A 24953-nucleotide genomic window follows, 5' to 3' on the forward strand; every position below is an offset into this window, starting at 1 on the left:
GAGAGATTATATGATTTTTGGGATCATCTGTTCAGCAGTGGCCGGAGCATTCATTAGTGTACAGGCAGCGGTCAATGCAAAAATGAATACAAATTTAGGAGCATGGGCGACGACAGTGTTGGTCTTCATCGTCGGATTGGTCGGTTCCATCATCCCGTTACTGTTATTCGGAGGCAATCTTTCCGGATTGCGTGATGTGTCGCCAATCTATTGGCTCGGTGGATTGCTTGGCGTCGGTGTCGTGTATTGTGTCATGCGGAGCATCCAGCTGCTTGGACCGACTTTGTCCGTGTCACTCATCCTCGTGTCACAACTCATTTGGGCGTTAATCGTCGATTTGTATGGCGCTTTCGGGATGCCTCAAATTACGTTATCGGCTGGACAAGTCGTTGGGCTTACGGTCCTGCTCGTCGGGGTTATTCTCTTTAAACAGTCTCAGACGGCGGCTATCGCCAAACAAGCTGTCAACGAAGCCACTTCATAAGGAGTGGCTATTTTTTCGAGCAAAACGGGTACAGGTTGGTAACGATTTTTTGTTAAAATGAAGCAGTATGGTTTTAAAAATAGCTGAGGTGATGAAAAAAGTGGATTCTTCCATAGTGATTGATTTGTTGATTGTTTTGTTTTTGATTGTGTTGAACGGGATTTTTGCGATGACAGAAATTGCGCTCATCTCATCGAAGCCTGCAAAACTTGAGGTTGAAGCAAATCGAGGGAAACGAAGTGCCAAGATTGCGCTTCATTATTCGAAAGACCCGACAGATTTGTTGTCGACCGTTCAAGTCGGAATCACATTGATTGGGATTATTAACGGGGCATACGGGGGCGCACGCTTCTCGGCACCGCTCGCATCGGCATTTGAACAAGCCGGAATGAGTACGCAGTATGCCGGAACCGTTGCTTATGTGGCCGTCGTTACGATTATTACGTATCTGTCGCTCATCATTGGTGAATTGGTCCCGAAACGGATTGCGCTCGTCTCGCCTGAAAAAGTAACGATGGCAATCATTCCGTCGCTCGATCTATTCAGTAAGTTGATGCGCCCATTCATTTGGATTTTATCGAAATCGACGCTCTTCTTATTCAAACTCCTTGGATTAAAGGCAGAACAAACGAGTGGAGAGACTGAGCTTGAGATTAAACAGCTTCTCTTTGAAGGAGCTCAGCAAGGTCAGTTCGCCCATGAAGAAGTGCAACAAGTCGAACGCGTCTTTGCGTTCCACGATCAATTGATTTATGAGCTCATGCAACCTCGGACGACGCTTGAATGGGTCGACTTAGAGGATGACATGGATGACATGAAAAAATCGATTTACGAGAGTAAGCATAACAAGTTACCAGTCGGTCGCGACTCACTCGACGACTTTGTCGGATATATCGATGTGCGTGACATTTTGACGTTACCGACATTGCGTGAACCGTCACAAATTTTAAAGCGCATCAAGCAACCGCTTATCGTGCCAAAACAACGTGAAGCGAGCCAAGTGCTTCAGATGATGCAGAAAAATGGTGTCGAGATCGCATTCGTCTTAGATGAATACGGTGGATTCCTTGGGATGGTCACGCTGTTCGATATTTTGGAAGAAATCGTCGGAGAAGTCATGATTGAAGAAGATACACCGGAAGTGGTTCGTCGTGAGGATGGATCGTATTTAGCGGACGGGTTACTCGGGATCGAGGACTTGAAACGAACGTTCGAGATTCGGGACGATCGCTTCGATGAGGGACGCAACTCGTATCATACGCTCGCCGGACTCGTTATTTATGCATTAGGTGATTTTCCGAAGCGGGGGGACGTGGTCGAAGCGTACGGTCTTCGTTTCGAAGTCGTGGATATGGACGGCAAACGAGTTGACCAAGTGCTCGTGTCTGAATTAACAGAACCAGTCAAAGAAGAGGATTGATGCAATTGCATCAATCCTCTTTTTCATGTGTCATCCAAGTACGCTGTAAAGCGCCTAGCAAAATGTGAGCCGTGTGTAACATCGCTCGTTCATCCACATCGAAACGAGGATGGTGGTGAGGGAAAATCGCTGAGAGTTCAGGGTTTCCAGCGCCTGTGAAAAAGAAGCTGCCTGGTACTTGTTCTAAATAGTAAGCGAAGTCTTCTCCGACCATGAGTGGTGCCATCTCGATGACACCGTCTTCGCCGACGGTTTCTTTCGCACTTTGGCGGACGAATTCTGTTTCTCTCACATAGTTGACGACGGCTGGATAACCTTTTATATAGTCAAGCGCATACTCGGCATCGCTCGCAGCACAGACAGAACGAATCATACGTTCCATATCCGTGATGATTTTATCTTGCGTCTCTGAAGTGAACGTACGCACGGTTCCAGACAACTTGGCCTCTTCGGCAATCACATTGAACGCTTGACCGGAATGGAGAGTCCCAATGGTCAAAACGGCTGGTTCGAGCGGGTCGATGCGTCGACTGACCACTTGTTGGAGATGGTTCGCCACATTCACGGCGACCATGAGGGCATCGACCGTATGTTGCGGAATCGCACCATGTCCACCTTTTCCTGTGATGGTTAATTCAAAGCGATCGGCTGCCGCCATGACGGGACCTGTTTTGACGCCGACCGTTCCGAATGGGAGAGGTGTCCAGATGTGCGCGCCGTAGATATAATCCACATTGTCGAGACAGCCGTCCTCAATCATCGGTTTAGCGCCACCGGGAGCCAACTCTTCGGCGAACTGGTGAATCAGCACGACGTCTCCCGGAAGGTCCATCTCGGTCAATACTTTCGCGAGGACGAGAAGCGTCGCTGTATGGGCATCGTGTCCACAAGCATGCATGACCCCGTTTACTTTTGAACGATACGGAACGTCTTTCACATCTTGGATGGGAAGCGCGTCAAAGTCGGCCCGTAACGCGATGGTCGGACCATCACCGCCTTTGATTCGACCGACGACCCCATTACCGCCAACGTGTTCACGTACTTCAATCCCAAGTTCGCGGAGATAAGAGGCGATCATCTTCGGCGTTTCGACTTCTTGAAAAGATAGCTCTGGATATTGGTGAAAATGGCGTCTTAGTGACACCATCTCTTCGAACAATTCGGTCAAACGTACTTCGGCATTCGTGACAACCATTGCGTACACTCCTTTGTGATCAACGCATTAAGAATTGCAACCATTTGCTAATTTTTATGAAAGTTAAGCTTATCTTATACGAGTAAAGGGAATTAATACAGGAGAAAATGAAGAAATGAGGTGCCAACATGGGGTGGATTATTGCGATTGTAGCGGTTGTCGTGCTCGTACTCATTTATTTTTCGATGTACAACGGGCTCGTCAAATATCGAAACTGGGTAGATGAGGCATGGGCTCAAATCGATGTACAGTTGAAGCGGCGCTATGACTTGATTCCAAACTTGGTCGAGACGGTGAAAGGGTATGCGAAACACGAGCAGGAGACGCTCGCAAAGGTCGTCGAACTGAGAAATCAGCTCGGAGAGAAGTCAAATCGCCAAGATCAGATGGCGGTGAACGATCAACTGAGCGGGGCGTTGAAAAATCTATTCGCGCTTCGTGAAGCGTATCCGGATTTGAAGGCGAACGAGAACTTCAAGATGTTGCAGGAAGAATTGACGCAGACGGAAAACAAGGTCGCATACTCGCGTCAGCTCTATAACAACACGGTCATGAAGTACAACACAAAAATCGAATCGGTACCGACGAACATCATTGCCTCTGTGCACCATTTTGAAAAGCGCGATATGCTCGAGGCGCGTGCCGAAGAGCGCGAGAACGTTCGCGTCTCGTTTTGATGAATCGAGGTGGCAAGTATGCTCCTCTATGAACAGATTCGAAAGAATAAAGTGAAGACGGTCTTCATCGTCACAGGGTTTGTCTTATTCGTCCTTCTCGTTGGGGCAGCCATTTCCTATGTGAACTATGGAGACGCGATCCCAGGTTTGATTTTCACACCAGTGTTCTCCTTGTTTTATGTCGGCATCGTCATCATGTCGAGCACGAATATCGTCATGAAGATGAATCGGGCACAAGAGGTGACATCGGTGGAAGAACACCGCTTTTTATGGCATACGGTCGAAAACATGGCGATGGTCGCGCGAGTACCGATACCCCGCATCTTTATCATCAACGACCCGTCGCCGAACGCCTTCGCGACGGGATTGAAACCGGAAAAGGCGGCCGTCGCCGTCACGACGGGGCTACTAGAGCGATTGTCTCGTGAGGAAGTGGAAGGTGTCATCGCACATGAGGTCGCACACATTAAAAACTATGACGTGCGACTCTCGACGGTCACCCTCGCACTCGTGTCGGTCATCGCCATCATGAGTGATATCGGTTCACGGATGTTATTTTTCCGAAGCATCAGTGGGGGACGACGTGATCAAAATCAGAATCCCATCTTCCTCATCATCGGACTCGTTTTATTAGTGTTAGCCCCGCTCATCGCGATGCTGATCAATATGGCGATCTCACGTAATCGCGAGTTTCTAGCAGATGCGAGTGGAGCGGAACTGACCCGAAACCCGGATGCCCTCGCTTCGGCGCTTGAGAAGATTGCCAACGTAGAGACACCGGTCGAGCAAGCCTCGAGTGCCTCGGCCCCACTGTACTTCTCCGATCCACTTAAGAAGAAAGTGAGCGGACTGTTCTCGACACACCCCGATCCAGTCGAGCGGATTTCCCGACTTCGTCAAATGTGAGCAGAGCCTGTCCGGTTGCGGCAGGCTCTTTGTGTTACACTGAACTGGGAAAATAAGGGGGTGGATGAGTTGGGTAAAAAGAAGTACATAGGGTTCGTCCTTGGATTTTGTGTCGTCATTTTCTTATCAGGTTTTGTATTGAATAATCCGATTTGGCAATTGATGCGTGTCATTATGTGGCTTACGCAATACATCTTGCCGTGGATTTTCCTCTACTATTTCATTCAATTCTACAAACACTATGCACAAAAACAAGAAAAGCCACCTGAATGAGGTGGCTTTCGACGTTTATCCGGCGCGGTGGCTACGGATTTTTTCAATCTCATCGAGGACGAACTGAACGTTTGTGCCGACGATGACTTGAATGTGATTCGGGCTGACGACTTTAACGCCAGGGATGCCGGCTTTCTTGATTTGATCTTGGTTGACGGTATCCATGTCCTTCACGTCGACGCGCAAGCGTGTGATGCAAGACTCGATTCCTGTGACGTTGCTGTCACCGCCGAGACCGTCATAAATCATGTTCGCCATCGCTGAGAATTCGTTACCTGAAGCAGATGCGACCGGCGCCACTTTCGTTTCGCCGTCTGTCGTTTCACTTGCGACTGCATCCACGACTTCATCTGGTTCACGACCTGGTGTCGCCAAGTTGAGCTTCACAATCATGAAGCGGAAGATTGCGTAGTAGATGACTGCAAACACGAGACCTTGAACGAGTAGCATATACGGTTGGTTTGCGAGCGGCAAGCGCGAGCTCAACACGAAGTCAACGAGTCCTGCACTGAATCCGAACCCGGCTGTCCATTGGAACGTTGCTGCGATAAAGAGCGAGATTCCTGTAAGGACTGCGTGTACAAGGTAAAGAACTGGTGCGAGGAACATGAATGAGAACTCGAGTGGTTCAGTTACCCCTGTAAAGAATGAAGCGAATGCAGCTGCAAGAAGAAGTGAAGCCGCTTGTTTCTTACGTTTTGTCTTCGCTGTATGGTACATCGCAAGTGCTGCGGCAGGAAGACCGAACATCATGGTTGGGAAGTAACCTGCTTGGTACATTCCCGTTACACCTTTCTCACCTTCACCCGACCAGAAGTTTCCGATGTCGTTGATCCCTGCGACGTCGAACCAGAAGACCGAGTTGAGGGCGTGGTGAAGTCCAGTAGGGATCAAGAGACGGTTGAAGAACCCGTAAAGTCCGGCACCAAATGCGCCAAGTTTAGAAATCGATTCCCCGAATCCAACGAGGCCTGTGTAAACGACCGGCCAGATGAAGTAGAGCGCGACCGATACGAGAATCATCGAGAATGCCGTCATGATTGGAACGAGACGCTTCCCACTAAAGAACGCGAGGGCATCCGGTAATTTGACGTGACTAAAGCGGTTGTACATCGAAGCAGCGACGAGACCAGAAAGAATCCCTACGAACGCGTTGGCAATCTTCCCGAATGCTGGGTTGACGGCTTCGACATCAACACCTTGGAATAAGGCGACTGTACCAGCAGATAGTAGTGTTGTGACGGTCAAGAAGGCCACGAGTCCACTGAGTGCTGCAGAGCCATCTCGGTTTTTAGCCATTCCGAGAGCGACCCCGACTGCGAAAAGAATTGGAATGTTATCGATAATCGCTGCACCCGCTTTAATTAAGAATGCAGCTGCAATGTTTTCAGATCCCCAGCCGACTGGGTCAATCCAATAACCAATCCCCATGAGAATCGCGGCAGCAGGAAGTACGGCAACCGGCAACATGAGGGAACGTCCGAGACGTTGGAAAAAGTTCATCATTTTTGATTTCCTCCTTTTTGGTGGTGTTGATCTTGTAGACGTTGAATGTGGAGCGTAATATAGCCAAGTTCTGACTCGGGCAAGACGATGCCATATGTCTCTTCCATTTCTGTTGCGACATCAGATGCGCACGCATAAGCAGACGTGAATTTCGTCTGAATCATGCGGAGCATATCTTCATCAATCGTGTGATGATCGTAATGGTTGACCCGATCCATGACGAACCGTAAATGTGTTAATAATCGTTGATAGGATAAGTCATCTTCTTCAATGGATACATCGAGTCGTCGTGAAATCGATTGAATCATGTCGCGGACAATCGTTGTCTGTTTGACCGTCTTGCGTAAATCACCTCCTTTCACTTTCATCGTATGGATATGAAGCGCGATGAACGCGGCTTCGTCTTTCGGCATTTGGACGTTCAATTTTTCTGCGATATGTTCAATCGCCCATAGTCCAATCTCGTACTCATTCCGATAAAGGATTTTAATCTCGTTCAACAGTTTGTTCCGAAGTGAGATGCCTTCCATCTCACGCTCAATGGCAAATGAGATATGGTCGGTCAAGACGATGTGAATATGTTCATTAAATGATGTCTCGAGCCGTTTTTCTGCGTACGAAATAATGTCCTCGGAAACGGTAAAGTGTTCAACGGGGATTCGACTCAACAACTGTTGAAACTTGTCGTTTTCCGGCATGATGAACAATTTTTCAATTTTATGGGGATTCACGATGTCATTTTTCGCTTTTTTAAAGGCGACGCCAGGTCCAATCGCAATCTTTTCTTCCCCATCGTCTGAGACGATGACCGCATTGTTGTTTAGAATCTTTTTGATCTTAATCATGTGTCCTCCTTGTTCCGGAGTCACGCTTCCACTCGGGCGACAATCGTCTTACCTGGGACGGCTTCCTTCGTGAATGTGAAGGCGTAATGATGGGCAAGCGCGCCACCATTCGTCACGACCATTGGCGTGACCGTGTCTTTACCAGCTTGATGGATTTGGACCAAGTCGGCTGTCATTAACAGCTGTCCTGTTTTCACGTGGTCACCTACATCTACACGGAGATCGAACGGTCGACCTTCGAGTTCGACGGTGTCGAGTCCGACGTGAATCAAAATCTCAGCACCATCCTCGGTCCGAATACCGATGGCGTGCTTGGTCGGAGCGATTTGTACGATCTCTCCGTCAGCTGGTGAGACGACTGCTCCGTCTGTTGGTGTGATGGCAATGCCATCTCCCATCATCTTTTCACTGAAGACCGGGTCAGCTACTTGATCGAGTGGAATAACGTCTCCTTCCATTGGCGAGTGCAGTGTCGGTTTGTGTCGATTCATTAACTTATTCCATAGCATATCTTCTACATCCTTTCTTAACGCAAAACGAGGAAAAACAAAACAGGCATGGAGTATAGACGGGTGGCATGCACCGTACGTCTTACCCCATGCCTGATCGAATCAGTCACATGTGATCGCTATTCGTTTCTTCACGTTCAACATAACATGTGTAGATTTGAGACACAAGTCTTTTTTGAAAGCGTTCTCTAAAATTTTACAAGGTGATGAATCTGTTGTATAGTAAGGGCGAATCTATTGAAGAAAGGTGTTGCATGTTGATGAGTGAGGTTGTATCTGCCTAACGAACTGAAAAATGTCGGATGACACGTCTTTTTGTCATGCCGTCATGTTCCGTTACAGATACCGCCCATCAAAAACTGCCAGACACCGGTCTGTCTTTTTGCGTTGGTCGTCATCGACCGACGCTTTTTTGTTTGCGCGGTATCTCGATTCTACAATTTGAGGAGAGAGACACATGAACGAACAAACATTTGAAAAATTACAATACAATGAATTGATGACAAAAGTAGAGCGTTTCTGCATCAGCGGATTCGGAAGACGACTACTCAGACAGCAACGTCCGACGAGCCATATTGCGACGGTGAAGAAGCGTCTGCAAGAAACGTCTGAAGCACGAGCGATTTTAGATGCGACGTCACATGTCCCATTCATCGGCGTGTCTGATATGGAGACGATCATCGGCAAACTACAGCGAGGGATTCAACTCGAAGCAAACGAGCTCGAAGCAGTCGCGGAGTTTTTACGTGGCGCGCGCAAGCTGAAGCGATTCATGCTTGAACATGAATTTTTCGCACCACTCTTGTCCGCGTATGCTGCCGGAATGGGCGAATGGCGAACACTCGAAGAAGACATCACGCAAGCGATTCGAGCCGGTCAGGTCGTCGATGAGGCATCAAAAGAGTTGAAGCGGATTCGAAAACAAGTCGACATTCTCGAAGGACGGATTGAGGAACGGTTGGCCAAATTTTTGAAGAGCGCCGCCAATCGTGAGATGATTCAAGACGGATTCGTCACGAAAAAACAGGACCGCTTCACCATACCAATCAAAGCTTCATATAAGCATAAAGTGGCGGGTACGATTGTGGACACATCGAATCGCGGCACGACGGTCTTTATTGAACCGGAAGCCATTTCGAAGTTGAACGCCGAACTCGTCGTCAAACGTACAGAAGAAGCGGTAGAAGTGTATCAAGTACTAGCGACGTTGACGGGAGCCGTGGCAGAAGTTCTTCCTGACATCGAGGCGACGCTCGATGTCATTGCCCAGTACGATATGGTCTTCGCCAAAGGGAAGTACAGTCAGTCGATTGATGGCGTGACACCGCATGTGAATGCGACCGGTCGCATCCAATTGAAGCGAGTACGCCATCCGCTCTTAGAAAGCGCTGTGCCACTCGATTTTGCCATCGGTACAGACTATCGCGGCTTGATTATCACGGGACCGAACGCCGGCGGGAAGACGGTCGTATTGAAAACGATTGGACTCCTCAGTCTCATGACGATGACGGGTCTGCATATACCGGCCCATCCCGATACGGTCATCTCGACATTCGATGAGGTGTTCGTCGATATCGGAGACAATCAGGATTTGGAGTCGGCGCTCAGTACGTTCTCGGCGCATATGCACAATGTCGCGAAAATCATGCAAACCGCTGGAAAGCGGTCACTCTTGTTATTCGACGAAATCGGAAGTGGGACGGAACCGAACGAGGGGGCTGCTCTTGCGATTGCCATTTTAGAAGCGGCATATAAACGGGGCGCGATCGTCGTGGCGTCGACGCATTATGGAGAAATCAAATCGTATTCTGAAGCGCATCCGGATTTCATGAACGCTGCGATGCAGTTTGACCCGGAAACGCTCGAACCGAAATACCGGCTGCTCATGGGGCAGTCTGGCGACAGCAACGCCTTGTTTATCGCTCGCAAGATGAAGTTATCGGAAGCGATTCTCAAACAGGCATCTCGTTACATGAACGAGAAAACGTATGACACTACGAAAGTCGATGAATCTAAAATAACGCGAGAAGTGGAAGTGGTACCACTTGAAGAAGCAGAGCGTTTTGGAAAAGGTGACCGTGTCCGTCTACTCGAGACGAATCAAGTCGGTCTTGTCTATTCGTTTGATGCATCGCGTCGGCATGTACGAGTATTTGTGGATGCAGAGTATATAGAGTTGCCGAGTCGTCGTGTGCGGTTAGAAGCACGGGCAACGGAACTTTATCCGGCTGACTATGATTTGGATACGTTGTTTACGACGTATCAAGAACGAAAGGAAGCCCACGACTTTGCACGAGGATCGAAAAAAGCGTTACGACGAGTGGAGAAAGAGATTCGAGAAAGAAAGAAACAAGAGCAATCTAATCGGAAATGAATGTAGCATATGGTGAAAGGGTAAGAGCACATAGAGAGAAGTCTTAATGTGGGAGGGGCTCATGTGTTCGAGTTAAGCTTTTGGTTTGCACTCGGTTTTGCCGTGATTCACTTTTTTTCAGGAAAGCTCATTCACGTGCGTGAAGTGCCGAGGAGCCGTTTTTTGTCAGTGGCTGGCGGGATTGCCGTTGCTTATGTATTTCTTCATCTCTTACCAGAGTTAAATGAATATCAACGCGAACTTGAAGGAGAGATTGGAAATAACGTCTTCGCTTCCCTTGAGAACCATATCTTGATTATCAGTATGTTAGGGCTGGCTGTCTTCTATGGACTCGAACGTTTCGCGACGGCGAATAAACGCAAACAAAAACCGTATGTATTTTGGATTCACATCGGTTCGTTCACTCTTTATACGTTTAGCATCGGTTATGTACTCGCAGAAAGTGAGTTTCAATCGAATGGCACGATGTTCCTTTACTTTGTGGCGCTCGGCATACACTTTGTCACGGTCGATCAAGGATTGAGTCAGCATCATCAGCAACTTTACGATCGACAAGGGCGCATCTTCTTAGCGCTTGCCGTGCTTATAGGATGGGGAGTCGGTACATTTGCAGAAGTAAATGAACTCGGCTTGTCCATCGTTGTCGCTTTTTTGGCAGGAGGGGTGATTTTGAACGTCATGAAAGAAGAGTTGCCTGCTGAACGTGAAAGTAGTTTTGGTGCGTTTTTAATCGGATTGTTGGGTTATGCTTTGTTATTACTCGTCATATGAAAAGGCAGCCACTTGCGGTGGCTGCCTTTTGACTTATAAGCTGTTGCTTTGATTTTCTACGTCGCTCTCTGTTGAAGCATCGTCATCTGAAGAGGATGAATCGCCGTGATGTGGACCGTGACCATGCCCATGGCGATCCCCTTCACGTCCGCCACGCATGCCGCGAGCATCTTCTAAATCATCGTAACTCGTCACATCGGCAAAACGTTCTTCGTGGTCCGCAAGGATTTGATCGGCTTCTTCTTGCGTCAAGTTTCCTTCTTCTACAGCGGTTGCGAGTTTTTCTTCATGCGATGTCATGATGGCATCGATGAACGCTTCAATTGAGATCCCTTTTTCTTCTGCAAGCTCAGGAAGTGATTGTCCGTTTTCGCGAGCAGCATCCACTTCTTCTTCGGTTAAACCGAGCGCTTCAATGAGAGCTGCATGTCCCGCTTCTCGGTCACCGAACATACCGGGACCCCGTTCACCGCGTTCGCATTGTGTGGATGCTGTCGTTGTCGATTCATCTGTCGTAGTGTCATTCGTCGCGGCATATACGCCTGTGCCCGAGACGGCTAAAAGACCCGCCAAGGCGATTGCAAGTTTTGTTGATTTCATGTGTATCTCCTCCTTTGTTACTTCAAGTGTAGAACTGAAGGCTTCGGAAGTTGTGAGGGAGTTGCAAGATTTCTGCAAATTGTCTTTGGGAAACGGTGGGACGTTCGATGTGTGCGATATAATGGATGTGGAGGCGATAGGAGATGAACGTACTCGTTGTGGAAGATGAACAAAAACTGGCGGACGGCATGTCCCGTTTTTTAACCTATGCCGGGTTTGAGGTGACCGTGGCGATGACCTTGAGTGAGGCGAAACAACAGCTGCACCAACGGTTTGATGCGGTCTTATTGGATGTTCGCTTACCGGACGGGGAAGGATGGACCTTGATTCCGACATTGAAAGCGCAACAGCCCGCACCTGCCATCATCTTGACGACGGCACGAGGTGAAGCAGATGATCGCGTATTCGGATTGGAGCTAGGGGCAGACGACTATTTGGTCAAACCGATTGTCTTGAAAGAGCTGGAGATTCGTCTGAAACGTCTCGTCAAACAGACCGATTTGATTCAATTCGGAGCGCTCACCATCGACATCAAATCGAGGATGGTACAAGAGAACGGTCATCCGCTTCGACTGACAAATAAGGAGTATGAACTACTTTTGTATCTATGGAAGCACGTCGGAGAGGCGTTGGACCGGAATCGCCTGCTCGACGACGTATGGGACTACGCGTTCGTCGGAGATACGCGTACGGTCGACACGCATATTAAACAATTACGTGATAAATCACCCACACTAAAAGAACAGTTGAAGACCGTTCACCGGGTCGGTTATCGCTTAGAGGGACTGTCATGAATCGGTTGATGAAGAAATTACTGTGGACGGCTGTTCTACCACTTGCTGTGATGGCACTCTTAACTTTCGGACTCACGTCATTATTGATTGGGCGCTTCGCAGAAGACGAAACATATGCACAATTGGAGCGCGAGGCGGCGATTGTGTATGAGGCCGTTCAAGAAGGTCGTGGGATTCCAGGTCAACTAGACGTGCTACTATTTCAGAACGGGCAACGGATCGAGCTAGAACGTGGTGGACGGATGCATCGCATGATGCCGATCAGCCTCGACCCGGATGACTTAGCGGTTCAGGACGAAGTGAGTGTGAACGGCACCCGCTTCTTGACGTATTTACAAGAAGAAGGGGATATTCAAATCGTGACGTACAGCCCCGTACCGTTTTCGAATCCACAGTTTCAGCAAATCTATCTTATCCTAGCAGGCGGGTTTATCCTGGCACTGTTGGTTGCCATCGGCGTCACATTTTGGATGAGTCGTCGGCTCACGCAGCCGCTCGTGGAGTTGAAACAAGCGACCGCATCGATCATGGAGGGACGACACGACATCACTCTACCGAATGTGACGAATGACGAGATTGGGGATTTGACTGTCACGGTTGGTCGTATGAATGAATCGCTTCAAGAAAAAGAGGCGCTTCAAAAATCATTCATATCCGGGGTGACGCATGATGTGCGTACACCACTCGCCATCGTCCGGAACGAGGCGGAACTGTTAGAGCTTGGCGTCGTCAATGACACAGAAATTGAGGCGACCGGAAAAAGTATTACCGAGGAAGTGGACCGGATTGACCGACTCGTCAACCAGATGCTCGAATATTCAAAGTTGTCGTCCGGTTCGATTCCGCTTGAAATAGAGTCGCTTCAACTAGACGAATTGATTCGTCGGTTGACTTCACGCATGTCCGAGTGGTTCCGACAAAAAGATGTGACGCTCGACTTACAATTGGAACCTGTGACGATTCAAGCCGATCGACTAGCGATGGAACGGGTTCTCTCGAACTTTTTGAGAAATGCGTATGAAGCGAGTCCTCCTGGGGGATGCATCACCATCAGACTGACGCCAAATCGATTAGAAGTGACAGATGGAGGGAAGGGAATTGACCCTACCATCCAGCATTCGATTTGGGATATGTATGTGAAAGGAGACCGTTCGAACGGACATGGTCTAGGTCTCGCCATCACGAAACTACTTCTTGAAGCACAAGGACTTGCTTACGGGGTTGATTCAGAGAAGGGGGCAACATTTTGGATCGAATGGACATGACTGTATTTTTGCGTGGGGTGCGGCTAGAAAGGGAACGCATCCGTTCGACAGGCTATCCGTATACGTTACCGATTTTTCAGACACTCGATGAACTATCGTTTCATCATCCTGTCACGTTTCTTGTCGGAGAGAATGGGAGTGGGAAATCGACGTTGATTGAGGGGATGGCCGTGGCGGCCGGATTTAATCCAGAAGGCGGAGCACCTTCCTTCCAATTTGAAACAGAGTCGACGCATAGTTCCTTATTTGAAGCGCTTCGTCCGATTCGAGGTCCGTATCGTCCGAAAGATGGCTTTTTCTTACGTGCTGAAACGGCATACCAGCTATCGAGTTATGTGGACGAAATGGCGAAATCTGGTCCCAATCTTGAACGATTTTATGAGTCGTATGGCGGGCGTTCCCTTCATGAACAATCACACGGGGAAGCGTTTCTCTCCCTCATGCTACATCGATTTCGTGGAGACGGTCTCTACATTTTGGATGAGCCAGAGGCCGCATTGTCGCCGATGCGTCAGCTGACCATGCTCGCGCGCATGCATGAACTCGTACAATCCGGTAGTCAATTCATCATTGCGAGTCACTCCCCTATCTTGATGTCGTATCCAGGCGCGATGATTTTGCAAGTGGAGACGGGGCTTACTCCGACAGCGTTTGATGATCTGGAACATGTAAAGGTCATGCGCGACTATTTGGATGCGCCAGAGCGGATGCAGCGGGTCTTGTTCGATGAATAAAACGGTCACGATGTAAGCGTTTTAATTTTATGTTGACGTCAAGATTTCTAGGGAGTATGCTTATATCGAAAAGAAGAAAATCCACTTTGGGATTGTTACTGGTGATGCAGGCAAAACCTAAATTGATGCCATGACTCCATATTGGACTCTGGTGTGAATTTAGGTTTTTTTCTTTTCAGTTCAGTTGAATGAGAGCGAGGTGAGGAGACCATGCATATTTCAAAAGTGTTCAACAACAATGTCGTAGCCATCGATGCGAACGGTCAAGAGCAGGTTGTGATGGGACGTGGGATTGCGTTTCAAAAGCGACCTGGCGATCAGATTGACCAGACACGAATCGAAAAAATCTTTACGCTCGAGAGTAAAGAAAGCTATGAGCGTTTCGTTCACTTTTTAAATGAAATGCCGACAGATGAGATGGAAACGGTGAAGCAGATTGTCAGGTTGGCTGAACAACGATTAGATCAACCCATCCATGATTCGTTATATGTGACGCTAGCAGACCACCTTCATTTTGCACTCAGTCGGTATCAGGATGGAATCCAAATTCGAAATCCTCTCGTTTGGGAAGTGAAACGATTTTATGCTCCGGAGTTCGTTATCGGAAAAGAAGCGGTTAAACTGATCAATGAGCGGCACGAGGTCAAACTTGATGAAGACGAGGCAGTTGCGATTGCCTTACATCTCGTCAATGCGACGATGTCTGGTGTCAAGGGTGAAAACCTGCATCTTGTCACCGAGATGACGAGAGCTACGCAAGCGATTCTGACGATCATTACGTACCATTTTCAAATCGAATTGGACGAAGAGTCATACGCGTATGCACGCTTTTTGACACATTTAAAATATTTTGTGCAGCGCCTTGCATCTGGAGAGAAGGTCAAGTCAACGGGTGACGAAACCTTGTTCCTGATGGTGAAGCAGCGATACCCGGAAGCGTTTGAGTGTGTCGAAAAAATCGCCGGGTTGATCGCGACGAAATATCATTACGACGTATCGATGGACGAACGACTGTATATGATGATTCATATCGAAAACTTAATGAAAGAACGCCGATCCTAAGGATGGTTACTGATGATGCAGGCCAAACCTAAATGACTACACAATTTGTTGTGTGGTGATTTAGGTTTTTCTTTTTACCTAAAATGATAAGGAGTGAACAAGATGGACCAATACAAACAACTGGCAGAAACGATTGTGCAACATGTCGGTGGTAAGGAAAACGTCAAAAGCGTCTTTCACTGTGCAACGCGGTTGCGCTTCAAACTAAAAGATGAATCAAAGGCGAGTGCGACAACATTGAAACAACAAGATGGTATCATCACCGTCGTTCAAAGCGGTGGACAGTTTCAAGTCGTAATCGGAAACAATGTACCATACGTCTACAAAGAGGTTGTCGACGTCGGTGGTTTCCAGACATCTTCGACCGATGATGAAGAAAAGTCAGGAATATTCAACCGATTGATTGACGTGATTGCCGGAATCTTTACGCCAATCCTCGGACCGATGGCAGGTAGTGGTCTGTTGAAAGGATTGCTTGCGATTCTCGTTGCGCTCGGATTATTAACGCAAGAGATGGGGACGTATGTCGTCTTAAACGCTGCGGCAGACGCGCTATTTTACTTCCTACCGGTGATTTTAGGACATTCGGCTGCGAAGAAATTTGGTGGGAACCCGTATATTGGGATGATTATCGGGGGGGCACTCGTTTATCCTTCGATTGTCGCGATTCAAGGAGCAGGTGAGTCATTAACGTTTCTCAATGTACCAGTCGTCTTGATGAGTTATGCGTCTTCGGTTATTCCGATTATCTTGGCGACATACGTGTCTTCAAAAGTAGAAACATTCTTCAATCGTCATACACATGAGGCCGTCCGAAACTTCACGACGCCGATGATGGCGTTGTTACTCGTCGTCCCGTTGACGTTTTTAGCCATTGGACCGGTTGCGACGTATGCGAGTCAAGGATTGGCGAATGGATACTCGTTCTTATATGACTTGAGTCCGACCATCGCAATCGCATTCATCGGTGCGTTCTGGCAAGTGCTCGTCATGTTCGGGCTTCACTGGGGGCTTGTGCCAATCATCATCAACAACTTATCAGTCGTCGGTATGGATACGATCGTTGTCGGTGTATTGATGGCGACATTTGGTCAGGTCGGTGCTGTTTTGGCAATCACGTTAAAGGCAAAAAATCCCAAAGTGAAAGGTCTCGGAACCTCTTCTACGATTGCGGGTGTCTTCGGGATTACAGAACCGGCAATGTATGGGTTGACGTTACCTCGTAAGAAGCCGTTCGTTTTCGGAATGATTGGTGGTGCGGCAGGTGGTGTTATTGGTGGGCTATTTGGTACAGCAGCTTATGCGATGGGTGGACTCGGAATCTTCAGTATTCCTGTCATGATTCCTGCTGCGGGTGTCGACCTAGCCTTTTACGGAGCATTTATCGGAATGGCGGTGGCAACGGTGGTCGCACTCGTTTTGACAATGGTCTTCCACAAAGAAGAAGCGACGGTCGAGTCGCAAGAACAAGAGGTCGCCCAATCTGTATCTGAGCAAGTAGGCTTTCCGGTCTCAGCTCCATTGAAAGGAGAAGTTGTGTCACTTGAGACGGTTCGAGATGAAGTGTTCTCGAGTGGGGCGATGGGGAAAGGAATTGCCATCATGCCTTCAGAAGGTACCGTGTATGCTCCGTTTGACGGCGAAATCGTCACGGTTTACCCATCAAAACATGCAATCGGCCTTCGATCAAATGCAGGTGTGGAAGTATTGATTCACATTGGTTTAGACACGGTTAAACTAAACGGGAAGTACTTTGAAACACTTGTGACGGATGGACAGAAAGTGAAAGAAGGAGATTCGCTCGTCCGGTTTGATATGGATGCCATCGCTCGTGAAGGATATGACACGATCACGCCAATCATTGTGACGAATACCGATCATTATTTAGACGTATTGCCAACTTACACAGGAACGGTAGAAGCGAATCACGGCGTATTGCGCGTCATTGTATAACAAAGGAGGAGACAATATGAAACAAGTATCGAGTGAATTTTTATGGGGCGGGGCCACTGCGGCCAATCAACTAGAGGGCGGTTATCAGGAAGGTGGTAAAGGACTTTCAATCGCTGACGTGATGCCAGGTGGAAAGCACCGAATGAAGATCATTCATGACTCAACGTTTGATTTTGAATTACATGATGAATATTCGTATCCGAACCATGAAGGGATCGACTTCTATCATCGCTACAAAGAAGATATCGCCCTCTTTAAAGAAATGGGATTCAAGACGTTCCGTATGTCGATTGCCTGGTCACGAATTTTCCCGAATGGAGATGAAGTTGAACCGAACGAGGAAGGTCTTCAATTCTACGATCGCGTCATCGATGAGTTGGTCGCACAAGGCATTGAACCACTCGTCACGATTTCTCACTATGAGATGCCGTTGCATCTTGCAAAACATTATGGAGGTTGGCGCGATCGCCGCCTCGTAGAATATTTTGAACGATATAGTCGCGTCCTGTTTGAACGCTATCAAGGGAAGGTCAAATATTGGTTGACTTTCAATGAAATCAACGGGGCGCAATTCATGCCAATGCTCAGTCTGGGAATCGCGGTTCGAGAAGAGGAAAACACATTGCAACTTACGTATCAGGGACTTCATCACCAACTGGTAGCAAGTGCACTCGCAACGAAAGCGGCACGCGAGATAGACCCAACGATGCAAATTGGATGTATGCTCATTGCAGCTCCAGTTTATCCATACAGCTCAAACCCGGATGATGTTTGGTATGCACACGATGCTGAGCGGATGATGAACTTCTTCTGCGGGGACGTCCATGTACGTGGGAAATATCCAAGTTTTGCGAAGCGCTTCTTCCATGAGAACGGCATTGAACTCGAAATGGAAGATGGCGATCTTGAAATTCTAAAAGAAAATACAGTTGATTTCTTTTCGCTCAGTTACTATATGTCCCGTACTGAAAAGGCTGAAAAAGGTCAGGATGAAGCGGAAGGAAATATCATGAGCGGAGTCAAGAATCCATATTTAAAAGCGAGTGACTGGGGATGGGAGATTGATCCGACGGGACTTCGTGTCATCTTAAACAAATTATATGAGCGTTATGAGCTCCCGTTATTCATCGTCGAGAACGGATTAGGTGCATATGATCAAATCGAGTCGGATGGAACAATTCATGATCACTATCGGATTGATTACTTACGCGACCATTTAAAAGGGATGATGGATGCAATCGAAGACGGGGTTGAAGTGATGGGGTACACGAGTTGGGGCTGTATCGACTTGGTGAGTGCCTCGACAGGTGAATACAGCAAACGGTACGGTTTCATATACGTAGATCGACATGACGATGGTACCGGGACGTTAGAACGAAAACGGAAAGAATCGTTCTTCTGGTATCAAGATGTGATACGTTCACAAGGCGCGAGCTTATACGAAGAAGAATCAGTCAAATGAAAAAAGCGGCCTCGGCCGCTTTTTTCATGCTTTCGTAATCTTTCGCAATAAGATGATTGCGAGGCTAACGCCCCCGGCAATCAACATATACAAAACAATCTCCGTCCATGTACTCATTCATCGTCTCCATCTGCAAAGATAGCAAGCTCACCTTGCGGCATCGCGACCAATAAATAGGCATCTCCGCCGAGCGGTCGTGCGTCACCTGCTTGCCAACATTCAAATTGTTCTTGAAATCCATTGATGAATAGGAGAGAACCTGATTCAAATTCAAGTTCGAGATGGGGATGTTCGTCACCGAGGCGTACGTGATGGATGCGCTCACGACGAAGCCGCATAAGTTGTTCGAGTTGTTCACCTTCATCAAACGTGCTTTGTGTAGCGTGAACGTGCCACGGGCCCTCAATCGAAATCCAGGATTCTAATCCCTGACGACTGAAATAAAGAAGATGGTGATTTGGACCAGAACCGAAATCGATTCCGACAAAAGAAGAGGCGGTAAAGAGGTGATGCAAAATAGATGTCGCTTGTTCGTGCTCTGTGGTAGACACACCGTCACCTCGCTTTAAAGAGTTGTTATTATTATCATTTCACGTTACCACGCTAAAGTAAACGAATCTAACTCAATCTAGAAAAGAAAACTATGATGATTCGCAAAGTATAATGTTGATTTATTTCACATTTCTGTATACGAAAAAATGGACATTCACGATGAACGTCCATTTTTTCAAACCTCATTATGCTTCGACAAAGGCAGCGCCGATCACGCCCGCATCTCCTGACAATTGAGTGAGGCAGAGACGCGTTTTTCCACTAGCATGTGGATACATTTTATTCGAAACTGCTTGTTGTAATTCGTTCCAAAATAATGAGGCCGACATCATGACGCCTCCCCCTAATACAATCACATCAGGATCGACGGTATGAATGATATTAGCTAGTCCGCTGGCCAGTTCCTCGACGAAGTGATGGCGGTACTCGTCATCTGATAATAGCGAAGGGACGTTTGTATATCCCTTTTCGCTTGCGCGATTCATGAGCGCAGTACCACTAGCGAGTGATTCGAGAGAGCCTCGATTCAGTACAGGGTAAGCTGGTCCGTTCGAACGAATAATCATATTTCCGATTTCACCAGCACTGCCGTTCGCCCCTCGAATAATTTGATGTTTATAGACATAACCGCCACCAATACCTGTGCTAACTGTTACATAAAAAACAGAATCGAATCCTTTCCCTGCCCCGAATTCGGCTTCTGCGAGAGCTGCCGCATTCGCATCGTTTTCAAGGGTGACAGAAAAGCCGAGGCGCTGTGTTAAAGGCTCAACGATTTTTTGATTGTGCCAATTCGGAAGGTTTGGAGGCGTTAAAAACATTCCCTGTTTCAAATCGAGTGGACCGGGAGTCACAATCCCAACATGTCGGATATCAAATTCAATAGTGAATTGATGAATCGCAGTCTCAATAGATTGTAGTGCCTCTTCGAAAGGAAGGTGAGGCTGCGTGTTAAACGTGAGTTGTTTCAGTACTTCACCTTTGAGTGAAACAGCCGCAATCCGAGTGTTCGTGCCTCCTAAATCGATTCCGACTCGGACGGCTTGCTTCTCATCGGAAGGAACACCAGTCACTAGACAAGTCGCGTCTCCCTCAATCAAGAACGACTCATTGGCCGGCAGTAGGAGTGTACCTCCCGTAGGAACTTCCATCTCATCAACGATTAATGTTCCTTCCACGACAGATAGTAACCGAAACGTGTCGGTCGAAATCTTTTCTTTCGCTGTAACGTGCCATTTTTCCACGAAGAAGAATGAATTCTTCGTCAAACGTGTTCGAAAGTGATCGAGTTGACGGATTGGTTCGCTATAGCCAAGGTGAGGAACGAAAGAAGCGAGGACTCCCTTCTCTACGTGAAGCTCACGAGGACGACCGGTCGTCACATCTAATCGCTCGTAATCGTATAGACGATAGGTTGTGTCCGAACTTTGTTGAATTTCCAGTGCGCATACCCCTTTGGTCAACGCATGGACCGTTCCAGCTGGGACATAGAAGAAATCACCGGGATGAATCGCTTTTCGTATCAAGCCATTTTCCAAATCGCCTGTTTCAAGCGCTTTGTTGAAGTCTTCCGAGCTGGTATAAGAGTGACCGTAAATGAGTGTCGCATTTGCTGGAGCATCGAGAATGTACCAACATTCATTTTTTCCATATGGTTCGTTTTCGAGTCGTTTTGCTAACGAATCATCTGGATGAACTTGAATAGACAAATCATCATTTGCATCAATCCATTTAATCAGTAGCGGAAACACGTCCGCTTTAACTTGAAACAACTTTGGATGTTGTTGATAAAGTTCACGCAAAGAAAGACCAACGTAACGTCCGGAAGCAACGGTTGAACTGCCTTGTTCTAATGCAGAAGCCGTCCAGGCTTCACCAATTGAAGGGTCATTGAATTCGAATCCAAATTTCTTCAGCCGTTCCCCTCCCCAAAGTCGGTGTTGATAGTGTGGTTTTAAAAGAATAGCGCTCATATTCCGTCCTCCTATTAATTTTATATACACTTATGAATTTAAAAACTAAACAAAGTTTAAATCAAGTATAGACATGAAATTAATCATGTGTATAATAAAACATGTAACCGATTTCAAATAAGGAGTGAGGACACATGAAGAAAATCTTATTAGCGTGTAGTTCAGGGATGTCGACGAGTTTACTCGTAACAAAGATGAAAGATCATGCCACATCAATCGGGGATGAGGCGAAGATTTGGGCAGTCGGTCAAGATCAAGTCGTAACGGAGATGGACGAGGCAGATGTGATTTTGATTGGTCCACAAATGCGTTTCTTGTTGGATAAATTGAAAGCGCAAACATCAACACCGATTGAAGTGATCGATATGATGGCGTACGGCACGGCGAATGGAAAAGCTGCATATGAACAAGCGATGAAATTAATGGGGTGAATAACGTGGAAGAGGTAGACGAGTTAACCTTAGAACAAATGGCATTCATGATGATTTTGCATAGTGGCAATGCGAGAAGTTCGATTCAGGAAGCGATTCAACTGTATAAAACGAATTCATATGAAACGTTCGAAAAAAAGATTGGTGAGGCGCGAGAACAATTAAAAGAAGCACATCAAACACACTTTTCACAAATCCAAAGAGAAGCGAATGGAGAAAAAACAGACGTTTCGTTATTGCTTCTTCATGCAGAGGACCATTTGATGTCTACGCAAACGATGCTTGATTTGACAGCGAGTTTGGTCGAAATGGTCGAACAAAAGATTGTAAATCCTAATCAAGAAGGGTGAATCATATGTCACAGGACAATAAGATGTTCAACATGATCAGTAAAATGCTCATGCCGATGGCGACCTACTTAAACAATAGTCGCTATTTACAAGTATTGAGAGATGCATTCATGCTCGCTTTCCCAATTACCATGTTTGGGTCAATCATCGTCGTCATTGCAAACCTGCCGTTCCTCGACCGTTTCATGTCCGAGAGTACACTCAGTGTATTTAAAACATCACTCGGAAACGCGCCATCTGCAACGATGGGGATTATGTCTATCTTTGTCGTCTTCGGTATCGGGTATTATCTATCGAAAAGTTATCAAGTCGAGGCTGTGTTCGGAGGAGCGATTTCGCTCGTGTCTTTCCTTCTCTTAACGCCTTTCTTGATTGAAGTGGATGGCATGTCAGAGGCAGTCGGGAATGTCCTTCCATTGGATCGCCTTGGAGCGAAAGGGATGTTCCTTGCGATGATTACCGGATTCCTTTCCGGTGAGATTTATCGATTTGTCGTTCAAAAGAACTGGACGATCAAGATGCCGGATGGAGTACCGCCAGCTGTTGCGAAATCATTCTCAGCACTTGTTCCTGCATTATTAACCTTGACTGTATTTTTAACTTTCAACATCATCGTGACGAACTTATTCAATACGAATCTTCATGACGTCATTTTCAACGTCGTTCAGCAACCGCTTGTGACATTAGGAAATGGTCTCATTCCAACGTTGATTGCAATCTTCTTCGTTCAGCTATTTTGGTTCTTCGGACTCCACGGTCAGGTCATCGTCAACTCGGTGATGGACCCGATTTGGAACACATTATCCGTGGAAAACTTGACGGCTTATACCTCGACTGGAGATGTGCCGAACATTATCAGTAAACAGTTCATTGAAATTTACACGGTAGGGCTTGGTGGTTCCGGATCTACACTTGCTGTCGTCGTGGCCATCTTGTTGTTCTTGAAATCGAAACAGTTGAAACAAATCGGAAAACTATCCCTCGGACCTGGACTATTCAACGTAAACGAGCCGGTCATCTTCGGACTTCCGATCGTTATGAACCCGCTCATCATGATTCCTTGGATTGTCGCACCGCTCGTGACGGTAACGGTCACATACTTCGCGATGTCGACAGGCTTAGTCCCACCACCAACGGGTGTCGCTGTTCCATGGACCGTCCCGATGTTCTTGAGTGGTGTCATGGCGACGAACTCGCTTGCCGGAGGTCTTCTTCAAATCGTGAACTTCTTCATTATTTTGGCGATTTGGTTCCCGTTCTTGAAATTTATCGACCGCATGAACTTGAAAAAAGAGTTAGAAGAATCAACAGATAAACAAGAAGCAGTGTAAACAAATAGAGAAAATAGAAATAAGGGAGAGATAAAAGATGACGAACCCGACACAAACACGAATGAAAGAGCAAAAGACCTATCAATTTCCGACAGACTTTTGGTGGGGAACGGCTTCTTCTGCTACACAGATGGAAGGTGCTGCGTTTGAAGGTGGAAAAGGATTGAACATCTGGGATTACTGGTACATGCAAGAGCCGAACCGCTTCTTCAATGGCGTGAGCGCGACAGAGGCCTCAAACTTCTATCATTTGTATGAAGAAGATATCGCATTGATGAAAGAACTCGGGCATAACACGTTCCGTTTCTCCATTTCATGGTCACGCCTTCTTCCACAAGGTGTCGGGGAAGTAAATGAAGAGGCAATCACATTTTATAACAATGTCATCAATTGCTTAATCGATCATGGTATCGAACCGTTCATCAATCTGTATCACTTTGATATGCCGATGGCGCTTCAAGAACAAGGTGGCTGGGAGTCACGGGAAGTCGTGGAGGCATATGTCACCTTTGCGAAGACATGCTTTGAGTTGTTTGGTGACCGCGTCGAGAAGTGGTTCACGCATAATGAACCGATTGTACCGGTAGAGGGTGGATATTTATATGACTTTCATTATCCAAACGTTGTTGATTTCAAGCGAGCTGTCCAAGTGGCGTACCACTCGATCTTATCGAGTGCGATGGCAATCGAATCGTATCGTGACATGGGACAATCAGGGCAAATCGGAATCATCTTAAATCTGACACCCTCATATCCGAGAAGTCAGCACCCAGCTGATTTGAGCGCAGCGCGCATTGCTGATGCGATGTTCAATCGCTCGTTCCTCGATCCATCTGTTTTAGGCACGTTCCCTCAAGAATTAGTAGATGTGCTGAAGTCGGAAGATGCGATGCCACAGATGGAAGCAGGCGATCTTGAACTCATTCGAGAACATACAGTCGATCTGCTTGGCATCAACTATTACCAGCCGCGTCGCGTGAAAGCGAAAGCATCGCTTCCGAATCCGGACGCACCATTCTTACCGGAAAACTTATTTGATTTCTATGAGATGCCTGGACGTAAAATGAATCCATATCGTGGATGGGAAATTTATGAAAAAGGAATCTATGATATTTTAATCAATCTAAAAGAAAACTATGGTAATATTCCATGCTTCATTTCAGAGAATGGAATGGGTGTCGAAGGTGAAGAGCGTTATCGTGACGAGAACGGAAGTGTCCAAGACGATTATCGGATTGACTTCATTCGTGAACATCTGAAATGGATGCATCAAGCGATTGAAGAGGGTTCGAACGTGAAAGGCTATCATCTTTGGACGTTCATGGACAATTGGTCATGGAGCAACGCTTATAAAAATCGCTATGGATTTGTAGGTATTGATTTAGATACGCAACAGCGTACTGTAAAAAAATCAGGATACTGGTTTAAAGAATTGATTGAAGCGAAAGGTTTCACAGAATAATGAAGCGAACTGACAAAGACTACT

The 24953-nt window shown here is 47.0% G+C and carries 24 protein-coding genes; 17 read left to right on the forward strand and 7 right to left on the reverse strand.

Annotation, left to right across the window (positions count from 1 at the left end; all coding sequences use genetic code 11):
* Positions 1–10 precede the first annotated feature (10 nt).
* Positions 11–484, forward strand: coding sequence for a DMT family transporter (locus KNP62_RS10875; RefSeq protein ID WP_214785524.1), 474 nt, complete (start codon positions 11–13; stop codon positions 482–484).
* A gap of 91 nt (positions 485–575) precedes the next feature.
* Positions 576–1904 (forward strand): hemolysin family protein, encoded by a 1329-nt coding sequence (locus KNP62_RS10880; protein WP_214695701.1) that lies wholly within the window; start codon positions 576–578, stop codon positions 1902–1904.
* Positions 1905–1914: 10 nt separating this feature from the next.
* Here the strand turns inward: KNP62_RS10880 and KNP62_RS10885 are convergent, their stop codons facing one another.
* Entirely contained in the window at positions 1915–3099 is a 1185-nt protein-coding gene (locus tag KNP62_RS10885) for an amidohydrolase (protein WP_214785525.1), read from the reverse strand.
* A 128-nt stretch (positions 3100–3227) separates the two neighbouring features.
* Here KNP62_RS10885 and KNP62_RS10890 point away from each other — a divergent pair, with 128 nt between their 5' ends.
* The 3 genes from KNP62_RS10890 to KNP62_RS10900 all read left to right on the forward strand — a co-directional run bounded on the left by KNP62_RS10890 (position 3228) and on the right by KNP62_RS10900 (position 4955).
* A complete protein-coding gene (locus KNP62_RS10890; protein ID WP_015880351.1) occupies positions 3228–3776 on the forward strand; it encodes a LemA family protein in 549 nt (182 codons plus the stop codon).
* Between the two features lie 18 nt (positions 3777–3794).
* Entirely contained in the window at positions 3795–4682 is an 888-nt protein-coding gene (gene htpX, locus KNP62_RS10895; protein WP_214785526.1) for a zinc metalloprotease HtpX, read from the forward strand.
* 69 nt (positions 4683–4751) lie between these two features.
* Entirely contained in the window at positions 4752–4955 is a 204-nt protein-coding gene (locus KNP62_RS10900; protein ID WP_074036726.1) for a hypothetical protein, read from the forward strand.
* A 15-nt stretch (positions 4956–4970) separates the two neighbouring features.
* On the opposite strand, the gene nagE is transcribed toward KNP62_RS10900, so the two are convergent.
* The 3 genes from nagE to KNP62_RS10915 are packed head-to-tail and all read right to left on the reverse strand — an operon-like array spanning position 4971 to position 7815.
* On the reverse strand, positions 4971–6461 hold the full coding sequence (gene nagE, locus KNP62_RS10905) for an N-acetylglucosamine-specific PTS transporter subunit IIBC (RefSeq protein WP_214785527.1): 1491 nt from the start codon (positions 6459–6461) through the stop codon (positions 4971–4973).
* Positions 6458–7306 (reverse strand): PRD domain-containing protein, encoded by an 849-nt coding sequence (locus KNP62_RS10910; protein WP_251125684.1) that lies wholly within the window; start codon positions 7304–7306, stop codon positions 6458–6460. The genes nagE and KNP62_RS10910 overlap by 4 nt, the downstream gene beginning before the upstream one ends.
* A gap of 20 nt (positions 7307–7326) precedes the next feature.
* Entirely contained in the window at positions 7327–7815 is a 489-nt protein-coding gene (locus tag KNP62_RS10915; RefSeq protein ID WP_214785528.1) for a PTS sugar transporter subunit IIA, read from the reverse strand.
* A 457-nt stretch (positions 7816–8272) separates the two neighbouring features.
* On the opposite strand from KNP62_RS10915, the gene KNP62_RS10920 reads away from it, so the two are divergent.
* Together KNP62_RS10920 and KNP62_RS10925 are read left to right on the forward strand one after the other, a co-directional pair.
* Entirely contained in the window at positions 8273–10189 is a 1917-nt protein-coding gene (locus KNP62_RS10920; protein WP_214785529.1) for an endonuclease MutS2, read from the forward strand.
* A gap of 63 nt (positions 10190–10252) precedes the next feature.
* The gene (locus KNP62_RS10925) at positions 10253–10960 is read left to right on the forward strand and encodes a hypothetical protein (RefSeq protein ID WP_214785530.1); all 708 of its coding nucleotides are present in this window, start codon (positions 10253–10255) and stop codon (positions 10958–10960) included.
* Between the two features lie 33 nt (positions 10961–10993).
* On the opposite strand, the gene KNP62_RS10930 is transcribed toward KNP62_RS10925, so the two are convergent.
* Positions 10994–11560, reverse strand: a complete 567-nt coding sequence (locus KNP62_RS10930; RefSeq protein WP_214785531.1) for a hypothetical protein — start codon at positions 11558–11560, stop codon at positions 10994–10996.
* 143 nt (positions 11561–11703) lie between these two features.
* On the opposite strand from KNP62_RS10930, the gene KNP62_RS10935 reads away from it, so the two are divergent.
* The 6 genes from KNP62_RS10935 (at position 11704) to KNP62_RS10960 (ending at position 18830) form a co-directional block, all read left to right on the forward strand.
* Positions 11704–12354, forward strand: a complete 651-nt coding sequence (locus tag KNP62_RS10935; protein WP_214785532.1) for a response regulator transcription factor — start codon at positions 11704–11706, stop codon at positions 12352–12354.
* The gene (locus tag KNP62_RS10940; protein WP_214785533.1) at positions 12351–13619 is read left to right on the forward strand and encodes a sensor histidine kinase; all 1269 of its coding nucleotides are present in this window, start codon (positions 12351–12353) and stop codon (positions 13617–13619) included. The genes KNP62_RS10935 and KNP62_RS10940 overlap by 4 nt, the downstream gene beginning before the upstream one ends.
* Positions 13610–14353, forward strand: a complete 744-nt coding sequence (locus KNP62_RS10945) for an AAA family ATPase (RefSeq protein ID WP_214785651.1) — start codon at positions 13610–13612, stop codon at positions 14351–14353. Before KNP62_RS10940 ends, KNP62_RS10945 begins: the two co-directional genes overlap by 10 nt.
* A 210-nt stretch (positions 14354–14563) precedes the next feature.
* The gene (licT, locus tag KNP62_RS10950; RefSeq protein WP_214785534.1) at positions 14564–15415 is read left to right on the forward strand and encodes a BglG family transcription antiterminator LicT; all 852 of its coding nucleotides are present in this window, start codon (positions 14564–14566) and stop codon (positions 15413–15415) included.
* A gap of 102 nt (positions 15416–15517) precedes the next feature.
* Entirely contained in the window at positions 15518–17368 is a 1851-nt protein-coding gene (locus KNP62_RS10955) for a beta-glucoside-specific PTS transporter subunit IIABC (RefSeq protein WP_214785535.1), read from the forward strand.
* Positions 17369–17384: 16 nt separating this feature from the next.
* Positions 17385–18830 (forward strand): glycoside hydrolase family 1 protein, encoded by a 1446-nt coding sequence (locus tag KNP62_RS10960; protein WP_214785536.1) that lies wholly within the window; start codon positions 17385–17387, stop codon positions 18828–18830.
* Positions 18831–18943: 113 nt separating this feature from the next.
* Here KNP62_RS10960 and KNP62_RS10965 read toward each other — a convergent pair whose 3' ends face one another.
* Both KNP62_RS10965 and KNP62_RS10970 read right to left on the reverse strand, forming a co-directional pair.
* Complete coding sequence (locus tag KNP62_RS10965; RefSeq protein WP_214785537.1) at positions 18944–19381, reverse strand: hypothetical protein; 438 nt, start codon at positions 19379–19381, stop codon at positions 18944–18946.
* Positions 19382–19567: 186 nt separating this feature from the next.
* Entirely contained in the window at positions 19568–21355 is a 1788-nt protein-coding gene (locus KNP62_RS10970; protein ID WP_214785538.1) for a type I phosphomannose isomerase catalytic subunit, read from the reverse strand.
* Positions 21356–21489: 134 nt separating this feature from the next.
* Here KNP62_RS10970 and KNP62_RS10975 point away from each other — a divergent pair, with 134 nt between their 5' ends.
* The 4 genes from KNP62_RS10975 (at position 21490) to KNP62_RS10990 (ending at position 24929) form a co-directional block, all read left to right on the forward strand.
* Positions 21490–21786, forward strand: a complete 297-nt coding sequence (locus KNP62_RS10975; RefSeq protein WP_015880368.1) for a PTS sugar transporter subunit IIB — start codon at positions 21490–21492, stop codon at positions 21784–21786.
* 5 nt (positions 21787–21791) lie between these two features.
* Entirely contained in the window at positions 21792–22136 is a 345-nt protein-coding gene (locus tag KNP62_RS10980; RefSeq protein ID WP_353047530.1) for a PTS sugar transporter subunit IIA, read from the forward strand.
* A gap of 23 nt (positions 22137–22159) precedes the next feature.
* A complete protein-coding gene (gene celB / locus KNP62_RS10985) occupies positions 22160–23467 on the forward strand; it encodes a PTS cellobiose transporter subunit IIC (RefSeq protein ID WP_214785652.1) in 1308 nt (435 codons plus the stop codon).
* Positions 23468–23528: 61 nt separating this feature from the next.
* On the forward strand, positions 23529–24929 hold the full coding sequence (locus tag KNP62_RS10990; protein ID WP_214785653.1) for a glycoside hydrolase family 1 protein: 1401 nt from the start codon (positions 23529–23531) through the stop codon (positions 24927–24929).
* The last annotated feature ends 24 nt before the right edge of the window (positions 24930–24953 follow it).

Source organism: Exiguobacterium sp. s183, from assembly GCF_018617655.1.
GTDB lineage: Bacteria > Bacillota > Bacilli > Exiguobacteriales > Exiguobacteriaceae > Exiguobacterium > Exiguobacterium aestuarii_A.

Coding starts and splice junctions, on each gene's coding strand:
- KNP62_RS10920 (WP_214785529.1), top strand. CDS start 8,273: ATGAACGAACAAACATTTGAAAAATTACAATACAATGAATTGATGACA.
- nagE (WP_214785527.1), bottom strand. CDS start 6,461: ATGATGAACTTTTTCCAACGTCTCGGACGTTCCCTCATGTTGCCGGTT.
- KNP62_RS10960 (WP_214785536.1), top strand. CDS start 17,385: ATGAAACAAGTATCGAGTGAATTTTTATGGGGCGGGGCCACTGCGGCC.
- celB (WP_214785652.1), top strand. CDS start 22,160: ATGTTCAACATGATCAGTAAAATGCTCATGCCGATGGCGACCTACTTA.
- KNP62_RS10990 (WP_214785653.1), top strand. CDS start 23,529: ATGAAAGAGCAAAAGACCTATCAATTTCCGACAGACTTTTGGTGGGGA.
- licT (WP_214785534.1), top strand. CDS start 14,564: ATGCATATTTCAAAAGTGTTCAACAACAATGTCGTAGCCATCGATGCG.
- KNP62_RS10935 (WP_214785532.1), top strand. CDS start 11,704: ATGAACGTACTCGTTGTGGAAGATGAACAAAAACTGGCGGACGGCATG.
- KNP62_RS10945 (WP_214785651.1), top strand. CDS start 13,610: ATGGACATGACTGTATTTTTGCGTGGGGTGCGGCTAGAAAGGGAACGC.
- KNP62_RS10875 (WP_214785524.1), top strand. CDS start 11: ATGATTTTTGGGATCATCTGTTCAGCAGTGGCCGGAGCATTCATTAGT.
- KNP62_RS10915 (WP_214785528.1), bottom strand. CDS start 7,815: ATGCTATGGAATAAGTTAATGAATCGACACAAACCGACACTGCACTCG.
- KNP62_RS10885 (WP_214785525.1), bottom strand. CDS start 3,099: ATGGTTGTCACGAATGCCGAAGTACGTTTGACCGAATTGTTCGAAGAG.
- KNP62_RS10890 (WP_015880351.1), top strand. CDS start 3,228: ATGGGGTGGATTATTGCGATTGTAGCGGTTGTCGTGCTCGTACTCATT.
- KNP62_RS10970 (WP_214785538.1), bottom strand. CDS start 21,355: ATGAGCGCTATTCTTTTAAAACCACACTATCAACACCGACTTTGGGGA.
- KNP62_RS10930 (WP_214785531.1), bottom strand. CDS start 11,560: ATGAAATCAACAAAACTTGCAATCGCCTTGGCGGGTCTTTTAGCCGTC.
- KNP62_RS10975 (WP_015880368.1), top strand. CDS start 21,490: ATGAAGAAAATCTTATTAGCGTGTAGTTCAGGGATGTCGACGAGTTTA.
- KNP62_RS10940 (WP_214785533.1), top strand. CDS start 12,351: ATGAATCGGTTGATGAAGAAATTACTGTGGACGGCTGTTCTACCACTT.
- KNP62_RS10955 (WP_214785535.1), top strand. CDS start 15,518: ATGGACCAATACAAACAACTGGCAGAAACGATTGTGCAACATGTCGGT.
- KNP62_RS10910 (WP_251125684.1), bottom strand. CDS start 7,306: ATGATTAAGATCAAAAAGATTCTAAACAACAATGCGGTCATCGTCTCA.
- KNP62_RS10880 (WP_214695701.1), top strand. CDS start 576: ATGAAAAAAGTGGATTCTTCCATAGTGATTGATTTGTTGATTGTTTTG.
- htpX (WP_214785526.1), top strand. CDS start 3,795: ATGCTCCTCTATGAACAGATTCGAAAGAATAAAGTGAAGACGGTCTTC.